This window comes from Clostridia bacterium (assembly GCA_026414765.1).
GTDB lineage: Bacteria > Bacillota > Clostridia > Acetivibrionales > DSM-27016 > SKW86.
In genome coordinates this window covers 36125-57232 of record JAOAIJ010000019.1, presented here as the reverse complement: position 1 = coordinate 57232, position 21108 = coordinate 36125, and the positions used below count along the sequence as shown (strand labels likewise).

Genomic DNA, 21108 nt, shown 5'->3' with positions numbered 1-21108 from the left:
TAATTGATAATCCTGGGACAGTTCTCAAGTAAAATACCTGTTTATTGATCCGGTCGGGCAGACCTTTATACACTCGCCGCAATTTTTACACCGGTCATACATGATTTCGGCAAGGTTCCCTTCCAGCTTGATGGCGCCCTGCGCGCATACCTTGCTGCATTTTCCACAGCCTATGCAGCCTACGCTACAGCTTTTTCTAACTTCATTACCCTTGTCAAAGCTCCTGCATCTCACCGTATATTCACTCTCTGCAGATATTAATGAAATGAGTTTCTTGGGACAAGCCTTTACGCACTTCCCGCAGGAGGTGCATTTGGATTGTATAACCCTTGCAACCCCTTCCTCCACTACAATAGCCCCGTAATCACAGATTCTTGCACAGCTGCCTAAGCCTATACAGCCATAGGAGCAACCTGGTGCTCCCCCGTAAAGACTTGCTGCGGCAGTACAATCTTCAATACCCGAGTAATTAAACTTGCTTTTACAGTTATTGATGGAGCCGTTACACGAAACTCTGGCGACTGATTTGCTTATGTTGCCTACAGCCATACCCATTATCGCAGCTACCTTTTCTGCAACATCAGCACCGCCCACCGGACATCCGTTTACAGTACATTTTCCTGCAGCCACTCCTTCAGCAAAAGCATCACAGCCTGTTTGCCCGCAGCCTCCGCAGTTAGCCCCCGGCAAAACCTCTCTTATGCGTGCTGTCCTCTCGTCAACCCTAACTTCAAACTTTTTCGAGGCAAACGCAAGCCCCAATCCAAAAATTATACCCAGCCCGCCAATAACCGAAGCGGGCACCAGCAAATCCATCATAATTTACCTCCATACAGCTGCAATGTAAAATACAAACTTGCAAGCAGTGCTCCTTCAGGCAGCTACTTTATCAATTCGCAAACAGCCCCTGAAATCCAAAAAACGCAACAGAAACCAATGCTGCAGCAATCAATGTTATAGGAAGCCCTCTAAGAGACTCAGGGATGCTGCTGTATTCCAGCCTCTCCCTTACCCCTGCAAACAACACCAGTGCCAGCATAAATCCCGCTCCTGCACCAATGCTGTATAGTACAGACTTTAACAGATCATACCCTTTTTGTATGTTAATCAGCGCTACACCAAGAACCGCACAGTTTGTTGTAATTAAGGGAAGAAATATCCCAAGTGCCTTGTAAAGGGAGGGTGAGAACTTTTTCAGCACTATCTCTACAAACTGGACAAGCGCAGCAATAACCAGTATAAACGCTATAGTTTGCAGATATTCCAGTCCGAATTGTACAAGCAGATACCTGTTTATTATCCATGTCACCGTTGATGCTATAGTCATAACAAAAATAACTGCACCACTCATTCCAACGGCAGTATCCAATTTTTTCGACACCCCAAGGAATGGACAGATGCCTAAAAACTTCGATACAACAAAGTTATCAACCAATATGGCTCCCATAATTATTATAATTAATTCTTTCACTATGCACCCACCTCCTTATGTCCCTGACAAGAGCTGCACGGGACATCACAGGAGTGGCATCCCGTTTTTTTCACTTTAATAGATGAAAACTTGTTCAGAATCCCGATAATTATCCCAAAAACCAAAAAACCTCCTGGAGGCAAAATAATGATTATTGCAGGATCAAATAGATTTGCGGTTACAGTCAACCCAAATAGAGTCCCATTGCCAAAAAGCTCTCTCATAGAACCTATTGCCATAAGAGCCAGTGTAAACCCGGCGCCCATGCCAACCGCGTCCATGACAGACATGAAAACACTGTTTTTGCTTGCAAACATCTCTGCTCTTGCTAGGATAATACAATTAACTACGATTAAAGGAATATATATTCCAAGCGCCTTATCAAGAGATGGCAGATATGCCTTTAACAACAGCTGAACTATTGTTACGAACCCTGCTATAATAGTAATATAAGCAGGGATTCTCACTTTATCTGGTATCAGCTTGCGGGTTAGCGAAATAACTGCATTCGAACCTATCAGTACTATAGTCGTTGCTAACCCCATACCTATTCCATTAATTGCAGAAGTAGTTACTGCCAGTGTGGGACATGTACCCAGAACAAGCCTGAATATCGGGTTTTCCTTAACAATACCATTGCTCAGCGTCTTCATTGCATTTGTGTTTCTGTTGTTCTTACCGCTCATTTTGCCGTTCCCTCCCCCCGTGCAAGTCTCACTGACATATCTATGGCTGCCTGAACAGCCTCAACAACAGCTCTGGAGGTTATTGTAGCCCCGCTGATTGCTTCTACTTCTTCAGGTTTCGTCTTTCCGACCTTAATTACCTTTAACGGCACAGAGGGCCTAATCCCAATCAACTGAGTCCTAAATGGGGCTTCTGCTGCTTTTGTTCCCAAACCAGGTGTTTCATTGTTCTGCCCTATCTTCATCCCGGTTATTTCACCTTTAGTGCCAACCCCAACAGTAATTTTCATTATTCCACCATAGCCTTTTGTCTCTACCAGGAATACATATCCCTTAGTTTCATTTGCCTTCATACCTTTATAGGCTTCCTTGACCTGGGACAAAGCGGAGTTATGCTGTGTAGGCGCCTCAAGTTTCTCAAAGGTTTCAGCGCTAGCCAGAACTTCTTTTCTTGCCGCTTCTGCATCCATGCGTGCACGGTCTTCGATCTTTTCCCTTGTCACCGAGTATGTAAAAGCAAGGGTAGCCGACACAACAATACAAATAATGAACAACGCAACTGCCTGCTTAACTATATCACGCACTTGCTTTCTCACCTCCGAAGCTTTTTGGAATTGTGTATCTGTCAATTAACGGCGTGGCAATATTCATAAGAAGTATGGCAAATGATACCCCTTCAGGGTAATTGGTATATAAGCGGATAACGGCTGTCAGTACCCCGCAGCCTACACCCATTATTAGCTTACCTCTAAGTGTTACGGGTGAGGTCGTATAGTCAGTAGCCATAAAAAATGCCGCAAGCATAAGACCACCCGAAAAAACATGATAAATGAAGTCGCCGGTAAAAAGAGAGTCTCCTCCGAATATCCACGTCAGTAATGCTACTGTGCCAAGAATAGTGACAGGAATAACAGGAGAAATAACCTTCCTGTACAAAAGATATGCTGCGCCCAAAAGCAATGCAATATCCGCAGTTTCACCCAAGGATCCGCCAGTATTGCCAATGAAGAGATCAAAATAACCCGGCATACTCCCCTCTATAGCTTCTTTTCCTTTCTTAACCAGTTCCAGAGGTGTAGCTGAAGATACAGCATCAGGCCCAGGTGCAACCCATTTTGTCATATGTGCAGGCCATGACACCAGCAGTATAACCCTTGCTGTTGCAGCAGGATTCATAAAATTTTGCCCTAATCCCCCGAATAACTGTTTTACAATAATAACTGCTATTGCTCCTCCGGCAACTGCTATCCATAACGGCAGTGTTACCGGAAAATTAAGAGCAAGCAGAATACCTGTGACAACTGCACTTAAGTCGGATATTGTATTTTCCCTCCCCATAGCTTTACGGGCAGCATACTCAGCAGTAATACAGGCAGCAACTGTAATCAGGATAACCACAAGTGCCCTTATACCGAAGAAATATACGCTAGCCAGTATAGCCGGTGAAAGGGCGATAATTACATCCAGCATTATTTTTCTTGTATTGTTTGAACCTCTTATGTGAGGAGAAGAAGAAACTAACAAAAGGTTTTCCAAACTATTTACCTCCTTTAAATTGATTGGCAACAACTGCTGCATAAGTACTATTTCGTCCCTGTCTGCCTTAATAAGGCCTTACCCAGTCTTATGGACTGTACCAGATGTCTCTTTGCGGGGCATACATAAGAGCAGCTCCCACATTCAACACAATCAGCCACATGATACTTATTAAGAGCGTCTATATTACGGATTATAGAATTCTGGTTCAAACTAAGCGGTATAAGATTCATGGGACACGCTTCCACACACTTTCCACACCGTATACAAGCTGTTTCAGCAGGTTGGGCAGCATCCTTTCCGTCAAACGCCAGTAATGCATTTGTATGCTTTAGTACCGGAGTTTGTAAAGAATACTGTGCTATTCCCATCATAGGCCCACCCATTAAAATCTTTTTCGGTTCTGATTTGAAGCCTCCGCAAAAGTTGAATACATCTTCCAAAGGTGTTCCAATTAGTATTTCCAAATTTGCAGGCTTTTTCACTGCTGAGCCGTCTACAGTAACTTTTTTCTTAATCAGGGGCATACCTGTTTTTATATGTTCAGCTATAAAAGATACACTGTTTACATTCATAACAATTACGCCTACATCTGCCGGAAGCTTCCCTGAAGGCACTTTTCTGCCGGTAACCGTATAAATGAGCATTTTTTCAGCGCCCTGTGGAAAACGTGACATCAACTTAACTACATTTATATTCTTATGGTTATCTGCCATATCATTCATTATCTTAATTGCATCCGGCTTATTATCTTCGATACCGATATATACATTTTTGAAGCTCATAAGACCCAGCAAAATTTCTATTCCACACATTATATTCCAGGAATTCTCTACAATCTCCCTGTAATCGGCAGTTATAAAAGGCTCACACTCAGCACCGTTTATTATAAGCGTGTCAATTACCTTATCAGGCGGAGGTGAAAGCTTGACATGGGCAGGAAAGCCTGCTCCTCCAAGGCCAACTAATCCTGATTTCCGGATAATTCCTAAAAATTCTTTATAGTCTGAGTAGTGTGGTGGCTTTATATCCTCATGAATTACCTGCTCCCCATCTGTTTTGATCTCTATTGTAGTTACCCGGGCCCCTCCTGCACCAAGTCTGGAAGCTATATCGGTTACAGTCCCGGAAACGCTGGAATGCACAGGGGATGAAACGAATGCATCAGAACTGCCGATAATCTGCCCAACCTTTACATAATCACCCTTTTTTACAATAGGCTCACATGGTGCTCCTATATGCTGCACCATGGGAATGGCTACTTTTTCCGGCAAGCTCATTTTAACAGTCTCACAGCTTGTGGTATTCTTCTTGTGGGGTACAGCTACGCCGCCTTTGAAGCCTTTTTTTGAAAACAGCATAATAAAACCTCACTTTTTTATAGGCATATTTTCATGCACGTACTGATATATTCCCAATATTCAGTAAATTAATCTGTTGCACTGATTAATTAATCTAATAACATTATTTTGAAGTTATTGTGCATCGCCGCACTGATAATTTATATATTATCTTTTTAGGATACATCTTGTAAGAATTTTGGTAGAATAACGATAGTAGTAGTAAAATCAGGAATTTTCAGTGTATATACTCCTTAAGTATATATCTACAATTGGATTGTTAGAACCAATATGACTTTAATGTATAAACCCAGTATATCACATAATGAGCAAATTAAGTACTGGAAATATGGGGAGGTATTTATGGCTCATAACATACATTAATAAACTTACTTTCCCATGAAATAAAAAAACTGGCCTATTTGTCATAAGCCAGTTTTTTATCTTTTCTTATGGGTAATCGGCAATCAGTACTGTTGCTGCCGTCTCTACACTGTTACCTGCCGCATCATACAGTACTATTACAAACTCGTGGCTTCCTTCCGGTATTGCCGCCTGTAGTGCTGCAGGATTGGAAAAGTTTGAGCTTAGCGTAAGGGTGGTGTCTGAAGTATTAATAATATTATCTACCGCAATAATCCTCTGACCTGGTGTACCCTTATCCATAACCAACTCAGCTTTTCCGCCGATTGCCTGATTTGAAGTAATACTTATGCTATTGACCTTGATATACATATTTGTTTCATTTATCCGTCCTGAAACAACAGTTCCTCCGCTGGCCGTAATTGTAAATCCTCCTGCAGGTTCATCGGGCACTATGTAATCAGCTTTAAATGAAACAGGCGTACTATTCACACTGTTACCAGCTGCATCAACTATCCTCACAGTTGCTGTATAGCTTCTCTCTCCGCTGCCGGCGCCGGAATCCGGTATTGCTGCCTGAAGCAGTGTACTGTTTAGATAATTTGATACTATGGCTATATTACTGTCCCCTGAATTTATATTATATGTTGCAACTACAGTACTTCCTATAACCAATTCTGCCCTTCCTCCTGTAGCTTGCCCTGCTGTGATCCTTACATTTGCGGAAATCTGATTGTTGGTTCCGTTCAGATATCCTGTTACTGATTTTCCTCCCGTACCGGAAATTGTAACGGATGACGGTGCGCCGGGTGCTGTATAGTCCGCAATCAGACTGACAGTTGAACTTGTCTCAAAGTTGCCTGCTAAGGTATACACTCTCACTGCAAAGGTATGGGTACCAGCCGGTATCAAAGCTTTCAGTTCATTTAGATCGGCAAAATTGTATGTTATGGCTACATGAGTGGTAACTGCCCCTATCAGGCTGCTTTTTATCGGTGTGCCGAAGGAACGCCCGTCAATTATAAGCTCCGCATATCCGCCTTCTGCCTGACCAGCTATAACATCAACAGCCGCAACAATACCGTTATTTGAAATGTTGAAGTATCCGGCAACTACACTGTTCCCCTGTGCACTGATTGCAACATTAGCCGGTACTGAGGGTGAAGTATAGTCTGCTGTAAATGATGTTTCGGAACTATCCGTATAATTTCCTGCTGCATCGAACAGCCTTACTTTAACTTTATGAGTTCCTGCATCTATTGTATTCCTGAGCTCATTTACACTTGCAAAGGCAGAAAGCAATGAAACTGCAATATCATTTGAGCCTATCGACAAATCCTGTACTTTCACACTGAATGAAACACCGTCGATCAGCAATTCTGCCCGTCCCCCTACAGCATCACCTTTAATTATGGTGGATGATGCAGAAATCTGGCTGTTTGTTCCGTTTACATACCCTGAAACCTTAATATTATCGTTTCCCGCTATCGAAGGAGCTGTTGGGGCCCCGGGCGAAGTAAAGTCTGCAACTAAGCTTATAGCATTGCTTGTTACTGTGTTTCCTGCCACATCGGTTACCCTCACCGTAAAGCTTTTACTTCCTTCAGTACCTATTACCGCTTTTGAAACAGTTAATAAAATAGTCGTATCATTTGCTGATATCGGCTGTGTACCGACTACTGTCGTACCAAGCAGTAATTCTGCTGTTCCTCCAGTCGCTTCGCCAGCAACTATATCAGCCGAAAAATTAACTCCAGTATTGGTATCGTTTATATATCCGGCAACTACACTTCCTCCAACAACAGTATAAGAGACTGAAGGCTTTGACGGTAAAGAATAATCAACTATGACAGGTGATGAAGCCATACTGGTTGCGCTGTTTCCTGCTTCATCCTTCAGCCTGATTGAGAATGTATGCGTACCCTGTCCAATAACACCTGGAGCAACCAGGAAGCTTACGGAAGTATCCATCGGACCTATTGTACTGTCAATTACCGGTGTGCTGAAGGGAACACCGTCTATCAACAATTCCGCACTTCCTCCTGCTGCACTGCTGCCGTTTATATTTGCATCAATCTGCAGGTTAAGATTAGAACTGTTCATATAACCCGGTATTTCAGAATTTCCTTTAGCTTCTGCGAGAGTAATAACAGGAGTTCCGGGAACAGTATTATCAACTGTAAAAGTTGCTCCGCTTACAGGTGCAGCTGTAATAACATTACCTGACAAGTCAGTGCCTGTAGCCAAAGCCACTGTTGCAGCACCGTCACCTGCGCCAACTGTATATGTGCAAGTATAGTGTGTCGCATCCACCTTTGTCATATTGGTCAACGCCAGCGTATTTGCCCCCGATATGCTTATCTGTACAACAGGTGCATTTGCCATAGCTTTGTTGAAGGTTGCCGTTATGACCAGCGTATCTCCTGACTTGACGGCACGGTTCAGGTTATAGGTTATTGCAGCCGTTGGGGGTGTATTATCAAGGGTTACTACCGTACCTGCATCTATCCCGGTGGACTTGATGGCTCTCGATGAAACAACTCCTGTTGCGGTAATTCCCTCTGCCGGGATTCCCAAAGCTATATTCTGTCCTGTCGATGCTGAACTTGATATCTGTCCGAGTATATATATATAGCCGCTGCCTACTGCAACAGTTTTTGATAAAGCTGTAAACTCCAGCTCGGAGGCCCCTGTTCCGGGGTTAAGGCTCGTTCCTATCTGAACATCGTCTGCATCGCCGATTGCAACGTTTGTACTATACATAAGTACTAAATTATCAACATTTACGGTATCCATAGTACCCGATATATCCACTTTTATACTGTCTAAAACCACACTCTCCTTTGCTGCAGTTATCTTCCACATATCACTCAACTGTATAGTCTGGTTCGCTCCGACAACGGTCATTGTAAGAGCTGCCTGCTGAGATACCGCTATCGTTCCGGTGTTGTTGAGCTTCCCGGTAGATCTTGAAGCAAGCTTTGTGGTGGTAGCCTTTAACCTGACCCTCAGGTCATTATTTGGTGCGGTTGAAACATCTATCGACTGTGTACCTGCTGCAATACTTGTAGAAACAGCGTACCATGTTATCCCGCCATCTCTGCTGTATTCCATCGATGTAGTAGCTCCGACAAGTTTTACCGCATTTTGTCCTCCTGTCTCATTTGCACTAACGGTAGCAGGTGCAGCCGGTGCTGTAAGGGTGTCGATAAGCCTTACATTATCACGCTGAGCACTTGCTCTTATGTATACATTTCCCTCTACGAAAGTTACATTTGTATTGGTATTTGAACACGGCTTCCATGTTCCGTTATATCCGTCAGTTGAATTAAGGCTGTATTCCATAGCTGTAGTAGTACCGTATATCTGACCGACTGCTATGTTTATGCCTACAGTATTGAGGTTTACATTTACTGTAAAGTTAATAACTTGAACCTGACTTGCCAGTTCTGTCGCTGTAGCCTTCTTTCTTACATAAACTGTCTTTGTTCCGCTCAGGTCAGGCGTAACTCCTCCTGATGTCCATCCCCCTGTGTCTATCCTGTATTCGTAAATAAATTCTCCCAACTCATTAACGCTATTCAGATCTAAAATAGTATTTACGACATCATCATACATTAATAACGGCGCAGATGCAGGTGCTGAAATGGTCACCTTTGTTACCGGAAGTGATGCCAGTGTAGTAGCAGTAGCTTTTATGCGGAATTCCAGATCCCCTGCTGCAAATGCTATTCCGGAAATAGCTCCTCCAGTGGTTATGTCAATCCATGCTCCACCATTTATTCTGTACTGCATTGAACTTAAAGTTCCGGTAAGTGTCCCCTGTGCTATGTTATAGCCTATGCCGTTTATCTGAGCAGTGGTAGGCATTGGCTGCTGTGTAACGGTGGCTACTCTGCGTGCGGTTGCAGTGTTGCTCTTATCTCTTATATAAACATCTCCTACAGTAAACTGAACTGTAGTGGTACCGTCAGTACACCCTGTCCATGTGCCGTTTGTGCCGTTTGTAGAATCAAGACTGTATTCCATATTCCTTGAAGTATTGCTTAGCTTTCCTGCAGCTACATCTGCCGTCACCCCTGTAAGGTCTGTTGTAACTTGTATCCTGGTTGCAGTGGTCTGCAAATTGTTATTATTATCCTGACATACTACATAGAGATCGTAGGTTGTTAATCCGTTCAGTCCGTTTAAATTAATAGTCGCCCTATTTCCTGCTGTATCCGCATATCCCTTTAAGCTCGCTGACAGAGCACCTGCTCCGGCTTTTACATTGGCTGCCGTTGGAGCTGGTGATCCTCCCGCCATAACAATATAGTATACCCTGCTTTCTTCATCAGTTATGATTTCTATATCAGCAGTAATACCCCCTGGTGTTGCCGTAGACCCAGTAATAACCGGAGGCGTTATATCATTGGTAGTTATTACTGATACCTTTCCGGGGATTGACTGCAGGTTTCCTACCCAGTCGTCGCTAACTACATATATATCATATGAAGTCAGCATATCCAGTCCGGTTATGGATATTGTCCCCTGCATACCGGCTGTCAGGTTGATTTCTCCTTTTTTAGCCACATTGACATTTGAAGCGTCTCTTCCAGCTTTGATCTGAGAAGCTGTCGGTGCCGATGCTCCCCCATCCAGCACTACATAATAAGCTTTTCCGCTTTCATTTACTTGAACCAGTACATTCGCAGTATTTTCCGTCTTGGTACCTGCTTTCGGAAATCCTGTGGCATTAACAGGGGCTGTTGTATCGATGGCTATATTTTTCTGTCCACCTAGAGAATATATGGATCCCAATGCAGGAAGGCTGAGAATTGCCGCTACATCCTTTCCGGTGTTTTTTACGGTTGCCCCGTTCAGTGCAAGGGATGCTGTACTGACATACTCAAGATCGGCAGTGTTATTTCCCTGTTTGACTGTATATTCAAATGTAAGTGTAGTTACATTTGTCCTATTACCGTCTATATATCTGGCTTCTTCGTCAACTGTACCTGTCTCCACTCGCAAGGTCGGAATACCCCCGACCGTACTAATATCAACCGCAGTATCAAAAGTTACAGTTATAGTAATTACCTGACCTGCACCATATGTATTGTTGGTGACAGATGAGCTTACACTGGCAATTTTAGCAGGCCCCACTACACTGTTGGTTACAGAGCTTCCCGTAAACAACGCAAGGGCACCTCCGTCAGCCGCCGCAACAGTCCCCGGAGTATATGAAAGTGTTATTGTATTACCAACTGCTACAGGTGTTGATAGTGTTAGATCTATCTTCTTATTGTCTGTATTCAGTGCTGCAGCTGAAACAGTTCTCGCCGTCCCATCTACCAGCACGCCAAACTGAGCATGTTTCCCGGACGGGTTTGCCATGGTTTTATTAAATTCTATTGTGATAACACTTCCTGCTTCGTTTGTTGCTATACTTACAACAGTAGGTGCCAGAGGAACAGGGCTGAAAGTTCCCGTGCTTGCATCACTCACATCTGTACAAGCCTGGGAGGTTCCGTCAAGAGTTCTTATATCCCCTCCTGTTTTTACTGTAATGGTATTTCCTACGGCAAAATCCCCTGTAGAACCATCTACACACGTTATTACCAAAGTTTTGTTGTCTGTCCATGCCCCTGTATAAGATGAACCGAAAGATTTCCCCCCCCAGTTGATCACTGCATCTACAGCAGTCTTGTTGGCATAAGTTGCACCTTCCTTGTTAGTAGCTACGTCAAATACCACAGTCAGTATATCTCCAGGTCCGATGCCGTTCTCCTCCGCCCCGGCTTCTGTTGCCGTAACGCTTACTATAAGTGGAGCAGGATTAAAGGTACCTGTGCTTGCATCACTAGTATCGGTACTTGCTGATGACAGACCATTCTGAGTCTTAATATCAGCTCCTGAATTTACTGCAATGGTATCTCCAACGGTAAATGTAGCCCCTGATCCATTTGTACAGGTTATTACCAGAGTTCTGTTATCGGTCCATGCCCCTGTGTATCCGCTGCCAAATGACTTGCTGCCCCAGTTGATTATTGCGTCTACTGCCGTTTTGTTTGCATATGATGTACCACCGGTCTTATTTGTCGCTGCATTAAACACAATAGTCAGCGTATCGCCGGAACCAATTCCATGTTCAGCCGTTCCTCCCTCTGCTGCTGTTACACTCGTAATCAGCGGAGCAGCAGGTATAAGATCAAAAGTCCCCTCTGCAGCATCACTTGTGTCCGTAGATGCGGGCGAGGATTCATCCAAAGTCTTTATTTCTGCTCCGGCTTTTATTGTTATGGTATTTCCTACTGCAAAATCTGCTGTAGAGCCATCCGTACAAGTAATTACCAGAGTCTTGTTGTCTGTCCACGCTCCCGTATAAGACAAGCCAAAGGATTTGCTTCCCCAGTTTATTACTGCATCTACAGCAGCTTTATCCGCATAAGTTACTGCTGCAGTTTTATTGGTTGCTGTATTAAACACTATTGTAATGGTATCACCGGCATCCAATCCATTTGAGCCCGGATTGCCTTCTGCTGCTGTCACGCTCACGATTACGGGCGCCGGGCTGAATGCTCCCGTACACGCATCACTGATATCATTACTCGCAGGGGATAGGTTGTCCGGCGTTTTTATCCCAGCACCAGACCTGATTGTAATTGTATCGCCTATCGTGAAAGTAGCACCCGCCCCGTTGGTACATGTTATTACAAGTGTTGTATTATTTGTCCATACCCCTGTATATGATGTCCCGAAAGATTTGCTTCCCCAGTTAATAACAGTATCTACTGCCGCCTTATCTGCGTAGGAAGTACTTGCAGTTTTGTTTGTTGCTGTATCAAATATTATTGTCAGCGTATCCCCAGGCCCTATACCATGCTCTGATGCCCCTCCTTCGGCTGCCGTAATACTCAATACAACAGGAGCAGGCGGTATGAGATCAAAAGTTCCCTCACTTGGATCACTTGTATCAGTACTTGCCGGAGAAGTTCCATCGAGAGTTCTGATATCCGCCCCCACTTTAACTGTGATTGTGTCTCCTACTGCAAAGGTAGCTCCCGAGCCGTTTATACACGTTATTACAAGTGTCTTATTATCTGTCCATTGTCCCGAGTAAGAAGTCCCGAAGGATTTGCTTCCCCAATTGATTACCGCATCAACTGCATTTTTATCTGCATACACTGTAGCTGCGGCCTTGTTTGTTGCTACATCAAACTTTATCGTAATGGTATCACCGGCATCCAATCCATCCAAAGCCGGGCCTCCCTCTGCTGCTGAAATACTTACTATTGCTGGGGCAGGATTGAAGGTTCCTGTACTTGCTTCACTGGTATCGCTGCTTGCAGCAGACAACCCGTCCTGCGTTTTTATTCCTGCACCTGATTTTATTACTATTGTATCTCCTACCATAAATGTTGCCCCAGACCCGTTAGAGCACGTTATGACCAATGTCCTGTTATCTGTCCAGTTACCTGTATATGCCGAACCGAAGGATTTGCTTCCCCAATTGATTACCGCATCAACTGCATTTTTATCTGCATACACTGTAGCTGCGGCCTTGTTTGTTGCTACATTGAATACTATTGTCAGCGTATCCCCGGGCCCTATGCCATGCTCAGCAGCCCCTCCTTCGGCAGCAGTGATGCTTGCCACCTCAGGAGCGCCGATATAGGCATCAATGGTAATATTTCCTGAAGCTACATTCCCGGCTCTATCTGCTACTCTGGCTGCAGGTATCACAAAGTCCGCAACAATAGCCGCATTGCCACTGTCTTTGTTTATAAGCTTGGCAGTCACGCCATCAGCCGAGGGATCTATATCAAGATAGCTTGGATCTATACCACTGATCCAACTGCCGGAAGTTACTGCTGTATGAGCTTTTATTTCGTTTAATATATTAATCCATGTTGCATTCGACAACGGGTCATTAACCGTAGTTAATGTAATGTATCCATTATTCCCTGTAATTGTGTTTTGCTGGGAAGCAACTGCATTAATTCTGTAAGGAGCAGCTTTATCTATTGTAAATACCGAAAAAGCTGTCAATCCATTTGCTCCGTCATTGGCTATTGCTTCTATTGTATAGTTCCCATTTGAAAAACTTATACTGCTCAGTGTTACAGTCCAGCTTGTAGTACCGGAAACCGTAAGGTCAACTGGTGTATTGCTGCTAAACAATCCACCGTTGTTGGCACTAAGGTATTTCTGGGTTGCATTGTCCTTTATGCGAACGACTACCTTTACCAAATCAGAGTTTGTATTGGTGGCAGTACCAGTGATTGTCGTCAGGTCAGCATTGGAATATGAGTTATTTGCAGGGCTTGTTACAGCTGCAGTCTCGTTCCCCGTGTTGGCAAGTATTGTAAAGGTATTGGAATTAGCAGCCGTTAATGATCCGCTTGTGAACCTTATATATGCATTATCGGTCTGCGCATTTCTGGCAGCAGTAAGGTTTGTGTAGGAAATTGTTCCATTTACTGCTGTTGCAGTTAGTGTCCCGCCTAATGTCCATGTGCCGCCGTCACCTTTTGCTGCAACTACCTGTGTGGTGTTGTCTGTGGAACAAATATTATTGTACTGGTCGAGCACTCTAATGACAGGTTGAACGGAAAGCTGCGTGCCACTGGCGGTTGGAGGCTGTGGCTGCACTTGAATATCAAGCCTGGTTGCAGCCCCGTGCTTTATCGGTTGATCTATGCTGACCACTGCAAAGCCTGCAGCTGTAATAGTAATCGTTTTAGTTCCCGAAGACTGTAAAAGTGTACTTTGTGAAGGTCGCAGTGTTATCCTCCCTGCACTGGAAATGTCGTATGCACCCGCAGGCAGTACCGTACCCCCGACACTAACAGCAGTAATTGCAGCTCTCCATGTTGCATTTTCCGCAAATGTAATATCAAAATTTCCGTCTACTGTAGCGTTTGCAGCTGGCGTCACAACTATAGAAGGTGCTGGAACGGTAAATGTATTTGAAAACATATCTGCCAGCCCGGTACTGCTGAATCTGAGTCTGGCACCGGATACCTGGATCGAACTTGAAGCAGTCAGATCAGAGAAGGTTACAGTTCCATTCACTGCTGAAACGGTTGTAATTCCACCTATACTCCAATTGCCTGCATCTCCTCTGGATATATTTACTTGTGTCGTATTATCAGTGCTGCAGTCATTGTTATACTGGTCTTTGAGCCTCAGTACAGGCTGTGCTGCCAGAACCCCGCCATTTGAAGCAGGTGCTGTGGGTTGAGTTGTTATAACGATGTTCTTTGCAGCTCCATGAGCAATCACCTGACTCACGGTTACAGAGGCAAAGTTAGTAGATGAAATAGAAATCGTCTTTGTTCCTGGTGTCTGCAATAATAGGCTCTGTGACGGTTTTAGCGTGATACTTCCCGCACTTGTTATACTGTAGGCAGATGATGGAAGTGCAGTTCCTCCGACCGTAATTACCGTAATGCCGTTTCTCCATGCAGGATTATCCGTAAACGTCAGATTAAAGTCACTGTCAACCGTGGCATTTACCGCAGTTATTACAGAGGGAGCAACCGATGTATTGGATGTAAATATTTTAGCTTCACTGCCTGTTCCTGTACTCGGGTTTTTTGTCCCGCCAACACCATCGGCATCAGCTACTGCTCTGAAATCATAATTCCCTGCAGCAGGTACGGTCCTGCCATCCAGTATGAGTACTATATTCTGCCCCGATGCCGCTGTTACACCTGTTACTGTTACAGTTTGACCTACTATGGTTATTGCACTTGTAGTCACTCCATTTACATAGACAATGTCGCCTGCATTCGGCGTAAAACCTGAAGGCAGTGTGAATACTACCGAACCGCTGTTCATGCTTTCAGCAAGCGTGTATGTGAGTGTAACATCCTGTGTCGAACCTGCTGCCCCGCTTGCAGGCGAAATAACAAGTGAGCCCGGCAGTGTCAGTGTCACACTATTTGATGTGAATATCTTTGTTTCATTTCCAGAGCCTGATGAGGGTCCTCTTGTACCAGTACCGTCAGCATCAGCTGCAGCACTGAAGGTGTAGTTATTTGCTGCCGGAATCGTTTTATTTACCAGAGTAACCACCACAGTCTGACTTGTTGTGAGGTTGAGTCCCGTGATAGTAATTGTGGAACCGCTGTTTGATATCTGTGACGCATTAAGGCTTGCAGCTGTCCCCCCTGCTATACTGACAGTATCGCTTGTCGATGCTGTAAAGCCTGTGGGCAGCGTAAACACAACCGTACCATTACTCAAGGCCTCTCCGGGAGTATATGATAAAGTAACACTCTGTACTGCACTTCTGTTGGCATTCGCAGGTGAAACCAGCAAGGTACCGGCTGCTGTAGGATTATTATTCACAGCGTTGACTGTTACGGTAAATGTGGTGCTTACGGTAGTATATCCTGTTTTTGTAGCTGTAACGATAATTGTGGCAGTTCCAAGGCTTTCACCCTTTACTACCCCATTATTCGGATTAACAGTGGCAATAGCCGGGTTGAGAGAGTTATAGTTCAATACGGCATCAACGGGCGTTACATTTACCACTGCAGCTGCTACATTGTCTTTTGTAACCGTCAGATTCTGTGCACTTATGGATATATATTGTGTAGAATTGCCGGTTGTAATCGTCCTGTTGTCCCTGACTGCCACTCCCGAAGTACTGAAAGACGGAACACGGGCATCCTTTCCTATAGATACTGTAGAACCTGATGCTCCGCTGTGCATATTAAAAGTACCTATAGTACCATTGCTAATATTTATATTTGAACTTGCCTGAACATCAAGAGTTCCTACACTTGCCCCATCAACTGTAACTGTAGAGGCTGCCGCAGTATTGCTTACCTTCAGAGATGTTATGGTACCTCCTGTAGCTTCTATTACAGTCTTATCAGCTTGTGTAAGGAGTTCGCTTACAGTTCCGCTTCTTACTTTTATGATCGTATTTTCTCCGGATTCCCTCAGCTGTAATTTCCCTACAGTGCCATCAACCTGTATATTTACGGAAGCTGCTTCAATATTTATATTGCTGAAGTCACCTTCAAATTTCATTTCCTGGTTTGCAGCAATTCCCCTGTTTATCTGTATTTCTTCAAAGCCTTTATATCCTGTCGCAGTCTTTACTCCATTTTCCTCAAGTATAGCACCGGAATTAAGCTGGACATTATATATATTTGTAGTACCTTCCGCTACAAGCCTTATAAGACCATCCCTTTTTGCAACGGAAACAGGTCCCCATAGAGAGGAATTCCTGATGATTATGCTGTGCTTACCTCCTCCACGGACTATGGTTCTTCCTTTTACCGTTACTTTGTCGAGGGTAACATCACCGTCACCTATTCCTTCTGTAAGATACAGGTCACCTTCTATCACCGTATCTTTCAGGTTAACACTTTCTGCACTTACGACTACATTGCCTTTATAGCTTCCCTTATATGTACCCTTTGCGTTAAAGAGGTCACCGATAATTTTATCGATAATAACTATCGCATCCGCTCTGGTTAAGTTGCTCCATGGTGAAAACTTGCCGTCAGAGCTTCCGGAAATATAGCCCTTCTCGTCTAAGGCACTTATAGCTTCTTTGCTTGAATAGGGAATTTTATCGGAATCGGAGTATTTATTCAGGTTGCTGGTATTTGAGGATTTCAAGTCAAATACCTTTGCCAGCATTACGGCAGCATCAGCTTTTGCAACAGGCTGGTAGGGATATACCTTTTTCTTGCCGTCTGCCTGCAAATAACCGGCTGCTACGGCTTTTGCAACTTCATTGCCATCATCCGAGCCGGATATAACGTCAACAACATTAATCTTTGCTTTTTCAGTAAAATTAAAAACTTTGTTAATAAAAGTAATGAATTCAATTCGCTTGATGATCTCGTTAGGTTTGAATTTACCATCAGACTGAGTTTTTGCAAGCCCTTTTGCTATCCACCTGTTTATAGTGCTTGCAGCAGGATGCCCTGAAATATCTGAAGGTGCGGCATATACAGTACTTGTAATAATTGAGACTGCGTATATCAATGCTATACATGCTGCCATTACTTTTCTGAGTTTTTTTGGCATAATAAAGACCCCCGAATAATCCACATAATATGTAAATTATATCGGCAATAATCAACAATTTATCCACTATTTTTTTACTATATTTGTATTGAGATGCAAAAATGAGGGTTGCCGGATAGTTTGCAACCCTCACCTTTTATGTCCGCGACAGGCGGATTTTCCTATATGATTTATTAAGAAAATATCATCTGTTTAAACTAAGTTTTCCGGATTCAGGCATTTCAACTCTTCCGGCACAAATAGCCCGTCTTTACGGATCAATGTATCATCAAACCATATTTCCCCGCCACCATACTCTGGCCTTTGTATAAACACGAGATCCCAATGTATGGCTGATTGGTTACCATTGTCACATTCATCATAACAGCTCCCGGGAGTGAAATGAATGCTTCCCTTGATCTTTTCATCAAACAAAGTATCCTTCATCGGCCTTTCAATATATGGATTAACACCTATTGCAAACTCTCCCACATATCTTGCGCCTTCATCGGTATCAAAAATCTTGTTGATCCTTTCAGTGTCGTTAGCTGTGGCCTTGACTATTTTCCCGTCTTTGAATTCCAGACGGATATTTTCAAATGTCACTCCCTGATATACCGCCGGCGAATTATAGGATATCACTCCATTGACAGAATCTTTCAAAGGTGCGGTAAATACCTCCCCATCGGGTATATTAAGCTTTCCGTCACATTTAATGGCAGGAAGTCCTTTTATGGAGAAGGAGAGATCCGTATCCTTACCAGTGATTTTGACCCGGTCCGTTCTTTCCATAAATGATACAAGGTTATCCATAGCTTTTGACATTTTTGAGTAATCGAGGTTGCACACTTTAAAATAAAAATCTTCAAAATTATCTGTAGCCATGCTTGCAAGCTGAGCCATAGAATGGTTCGGATACCTCAGTATACACCACTTTGTGTGCTTAACCCTCTGCTCTGAGTGCAGGGGGTGCAGATAATGCCGGGTATATAGCTTCATTTTTTCAGAAGGCACCGCCCCCATTTCGCTTACATTTTCACCGGATCTCAATCCGATATAGGCCTTCATTTCCTTCATCCGGATTATTTCAAACTCAGCCATCTGCTTGATTTGCTCCTCTGTACTTTCACTCAGGACCGTACGGAGCAGTTCCTGATTCTTTATGGTAAGGTATGGTACGCCCCCTGCCTTGTATGCCTGCCTGATCAGTTCTTTTGCAAGCGGTATTTCAAAACCTATAGTCTCAATAAGTATCTTCTCCCCGGGCTTCAGTTCTACGGAGTAGTTTATTAGGTTTTCTGCAAGCTTTTCTATTCGCGGGTCCTTCATGGTCCTGTATCTCCTTTAAGTATTTATAGTCCCAGTATGATTTTATCACGGTTTTATAGCAGCTGTTCCAACTCTGCAAGCAAGCCTTCGAATACATTTAAAGCGTCCTGTACAGGCTTTGGTGTGGAAAGGTCAACACCAGCTTTTTTCAGCAGTTCGATAGGATAGTCGGAACCGCCGCTGCTGAGGAATTTTATATATCTGTCTACAGCGGGCTGCCCTTCATTTAGTATCTGCTGTGACAGAGAAGCAGCAGCAGAGAACCCTGTAGCATATTTGTAAACATAGAAGCTCGTATAGAAATGAGGTATTCTCGCCCATTCCATATCAATATCCTCATCAACCGTCACTTCACTACCAAAGTATTTAAGATTCAGCTCCCTGTAAATTGCAGACAGAGCCTGGGCAGTGAGCGCCTCTCCCTGTTCGACTTTTGCATGGATAATCTTTTCATACTCAGCAAACATCACCTGTCTGAATACTGTTCCCCTGAATTCCTCCAGGTAGTGATTCAACAGATAAGCTTTCTCTTTTCTATCCTGAGTATTTGCAAGCAGGTGCTTCATAAGCAGTGATTCATTGACAGTAGACGCTACCTCAGCAACAAATATCTTATATTCCGAATATATATAAGGCTGTGTTTTATTAGTATAGAAGGAATGGAGAGCATGCCCCATTTCATGGGCAAGAGTAAACACATCGTTTATCGTACCCTGATAATTCAGCAGTACATACGGGTGCGTTTTATATGCTCCCCACGAGTATGCGCCGCTGGTCTTACCCTCATTTTCGTACACATCTATCCAGCCCTCGGTAAGACCCTTTTTCAAATATCCTATGTACTCGCTCCCCAATGGGTGAAGCCCTTTTTCCACCATCTCAAGAGCCTCTTCATACAGGATATTTGATTTTGGCTCTTCTACTATAGGAACATAAAGATCGTACATATGAAGTTCGTCTAATTTCAGAGCCTTCTTACGCAGTCTCAGATACCTGTGTAAAAGATGCAGATTTTTGTTGACAGTCTCAATCAGATTGTCATATACCTCTGCAGAGATATTGTCTGAATCCAGGGAAGCCTCGAGGGATGAGTTATACTTCCTGACTATGGTATAGAATCTGTTTTTCTTTACATTGCTGGTCAATGAGGCGGCAAGAGTGTTATTATTCTTCTTGTAAGAACTGTAGATAGCGTGAAAAGCATCCTCCCTCACTCTTCTGTCTTTACTCTCAAGAAATTTTATGTATCTTCCTTTAGTCACCTCTACTTCTTCACCGTTTTCATCCTTTATGAAAGGGAATTTTATATCTGCATTATTAAACATGGTAAATATATCATGGGGAGCATGTGCAACCTCGGCAGATAACGCCAGGATTTCTTCTTCCCGCTCGGAGAGGATGTGTTTCTTTTGTCTTAATACTTCGTTTATGAAATGGCTATATATCCTGAGTTCATTATTGCTTTCCATAAATTCCTTCAAGGAGTTTTCAGGTATGGATATTATTTCGGGAACAATGAAAGAGACAGCCGCATAAACCTCTGTTGCCAGAGCTGATATGCGCTCCGTCAAAGCCTGGTATGCCGGATCGGTGTTATTCTCATCTCTTTTCATCCTTGAGTATACAAAAAGCTTGTCGCTGAGGGATGTAAGCTCATCACTAAGCCTCAGACAGCTAAGCAGTTTATCCGTCCTTTCACCCAAATGCCCTCTGAATGCAGCTACTTTTCCCAACAGCTGCTTTACGGTTTTGAAATCTTCCTCCCACTTTTCAATACTTTCATAGATATCCTCAAGTTTCCATTTATACCTATTGTCAATTTCCTCTCTTTTTGGAAGCTTGTTTACTTTGCTTTCTGTCATTTCCTGTACCTCCTTATATGTATTTGATTTTAGATTTATTTTCTCCGAAGCTTTGTCCAGGACCCTATATAGGCTCCTGAAAATGCGAATACAATAGCTGTAATAAGATACGCGATATTAAGCCCCACGCTTTCAATCTCTCTAACAGAATATAAAAATGTGATTACCAATACAGGCAGTATAAGCAACATGCTTGCCGTCTTCCAACTCCCGGGCTTTATAAAACCTCCCGCACTACCAACGATACCGTACGCCGCAGCTGCGATTATGTATGTAGCAACCCTCTCACCAGTGCTTCCGCTGTCGGAAAACATAAAGTTGAACACTACAAAGAATGATAAAAATAAGCTTACTACACCAATGAGTATGTAAAACACTGCTGCCAAATATTTATTATGCATAATCCTCTCCTTATCAAACTACAGGTTATAGTATTTATTATTCCTTTCCCTGTTTTTTTCAACCGGATATATGCTCAGCATTTATTTTCCTCATTTATAAGCATA

At 43.4% G+C, this 21108-nt stretch carries 10 protein-coding genes; all 10 read right to left on the bottom strand.

Annotation, left to right across the window (positions count from 1 at the left end):
- Positions 1 to 24: 24 nt before the first annotated feature.
- Positions 25 to 819: an RnfABCDGE type electron transport complex subunit B gene (locus N3I35_06905; GenBank protein ID MCX8129812.1), complete on the bottom strand. Its 795-nt coding sequence runs from the start codon at positions 817 to 819 to the stop codon at positions 25 to 27.
- Positions 820 to 889: 70 nt separating this feature from the next.
- A complete protein-coding gene (gene rsxA / locus N3I35_06900) occupies positions 890 to 1471 on the bottom strand; it encodes an electron transport complex subunit RsxA (protein MCX8129811.1) in 582 nt (193 codons plus the stop codon).
- Positions 1471 to 2157 carry an electron transport complex subunit E gene (locus N3I35_06895; GenBank protein MCX8129810.1) on the bottom strand — a complete coding sequence of 229 codons (687 nt, stop codon included), beginning with the start codon at positions 2155 to 2157 and terminating at the stop codon, positions 1471 to 1473. Before N3I35_06895 ends, rsxA begins: the two co-directional genes overlap by 1 nt.
- Positions 2154 to 2741: an RnfABCDGE type electron transport complex subunit G gene (locus N3I35_06890; GenBank protein ID MCX8129809.1), complete on the bottom strand. Its 588-nt coding sequence runs from the start codon at positions 2739 to 2741 to the stop codon at positions 2154 to 2156. The genes N3I35_06895 and N3I35_06890 overlap by 4 nt, the downstream gene beginning before the upstream one ends.
- On the bottom strand, positions 2734 to 3693 hold the full coding sequence (locus N3I35_06885) for an RnfABCDGE type electron transport complex subunit D (GenBank protein MCX8129808.1): 960 nt from the start codon (positions 3691 to 3693) through the stop codon (positions 2734 to 2736). The genes N3I35_06890 and N3I35_06885 overlap by 8 nt, the downstream gene beginning before the upstream one ends.
- 47 nt (positions 3694 to 3740) lie before the next feature.
- Entirely contained in the window at positions 3741 to 5051 is a 1311-nt protein-coding gene (gene rsxC / locus N3I35_06880) for an electron transport complex subunit RsxC (GenBank protein ID MCX8129807.1), read from the bottom strand.
- A 432-nt stretch (positions 5052 to 5483) separates the two neighbouring features.
- Complete coding sequence (locus N3I35_06875; GenBank protein MCX8129806.1) at positions 5484 to 17432, bottom strand: DUF1533 domain-containing protein; 11949 nt, start codon at positions 17430 to 17432, stop codon at positions 5484 to 5486.
- Between the two features lie 192 nt (positions 17433 to 17624).
- The gene (locus N3I35_06870) at positions 17625 to 18740 is read right to left on the bottom strand and encodes an aminopeptidase (GenBank protein MCX8129805.1); all 1116 of its coding nucleotides are present in this window, start codon (positions 18738 to 18740) and stop codon (positions 17625 to 17627) included.
- A 53-nt stretch (positions 18741 to 18793) separates the two neighbouring features.
- Complete coding sequence (gene pepF / locus N3I35_06865) at positions 18794 to 20602, bottom strand: oligoendopeptidase F (protein ID MCX8129804.1); 1809 nt, start codon at positions 20600 to 20602, stop codon at positions 18794 to 18796.
- A 35-nt stretch (positions 20603 to 20637) separates the two neighbouring features.
- Positions 20638 to 21003 (bottom strand): hypothetical protein, encoded by a 366-nt coding sequence (locus tag N3I35_06860; GenBank protein MCX8129803.1) that lies wholly within the window; start codon positions 21001 to 21003, stop codon positions 20638 to 20640.
- Between the last annotated feature and the right edge of the window lie 105 nt (positions 21004 to 21108).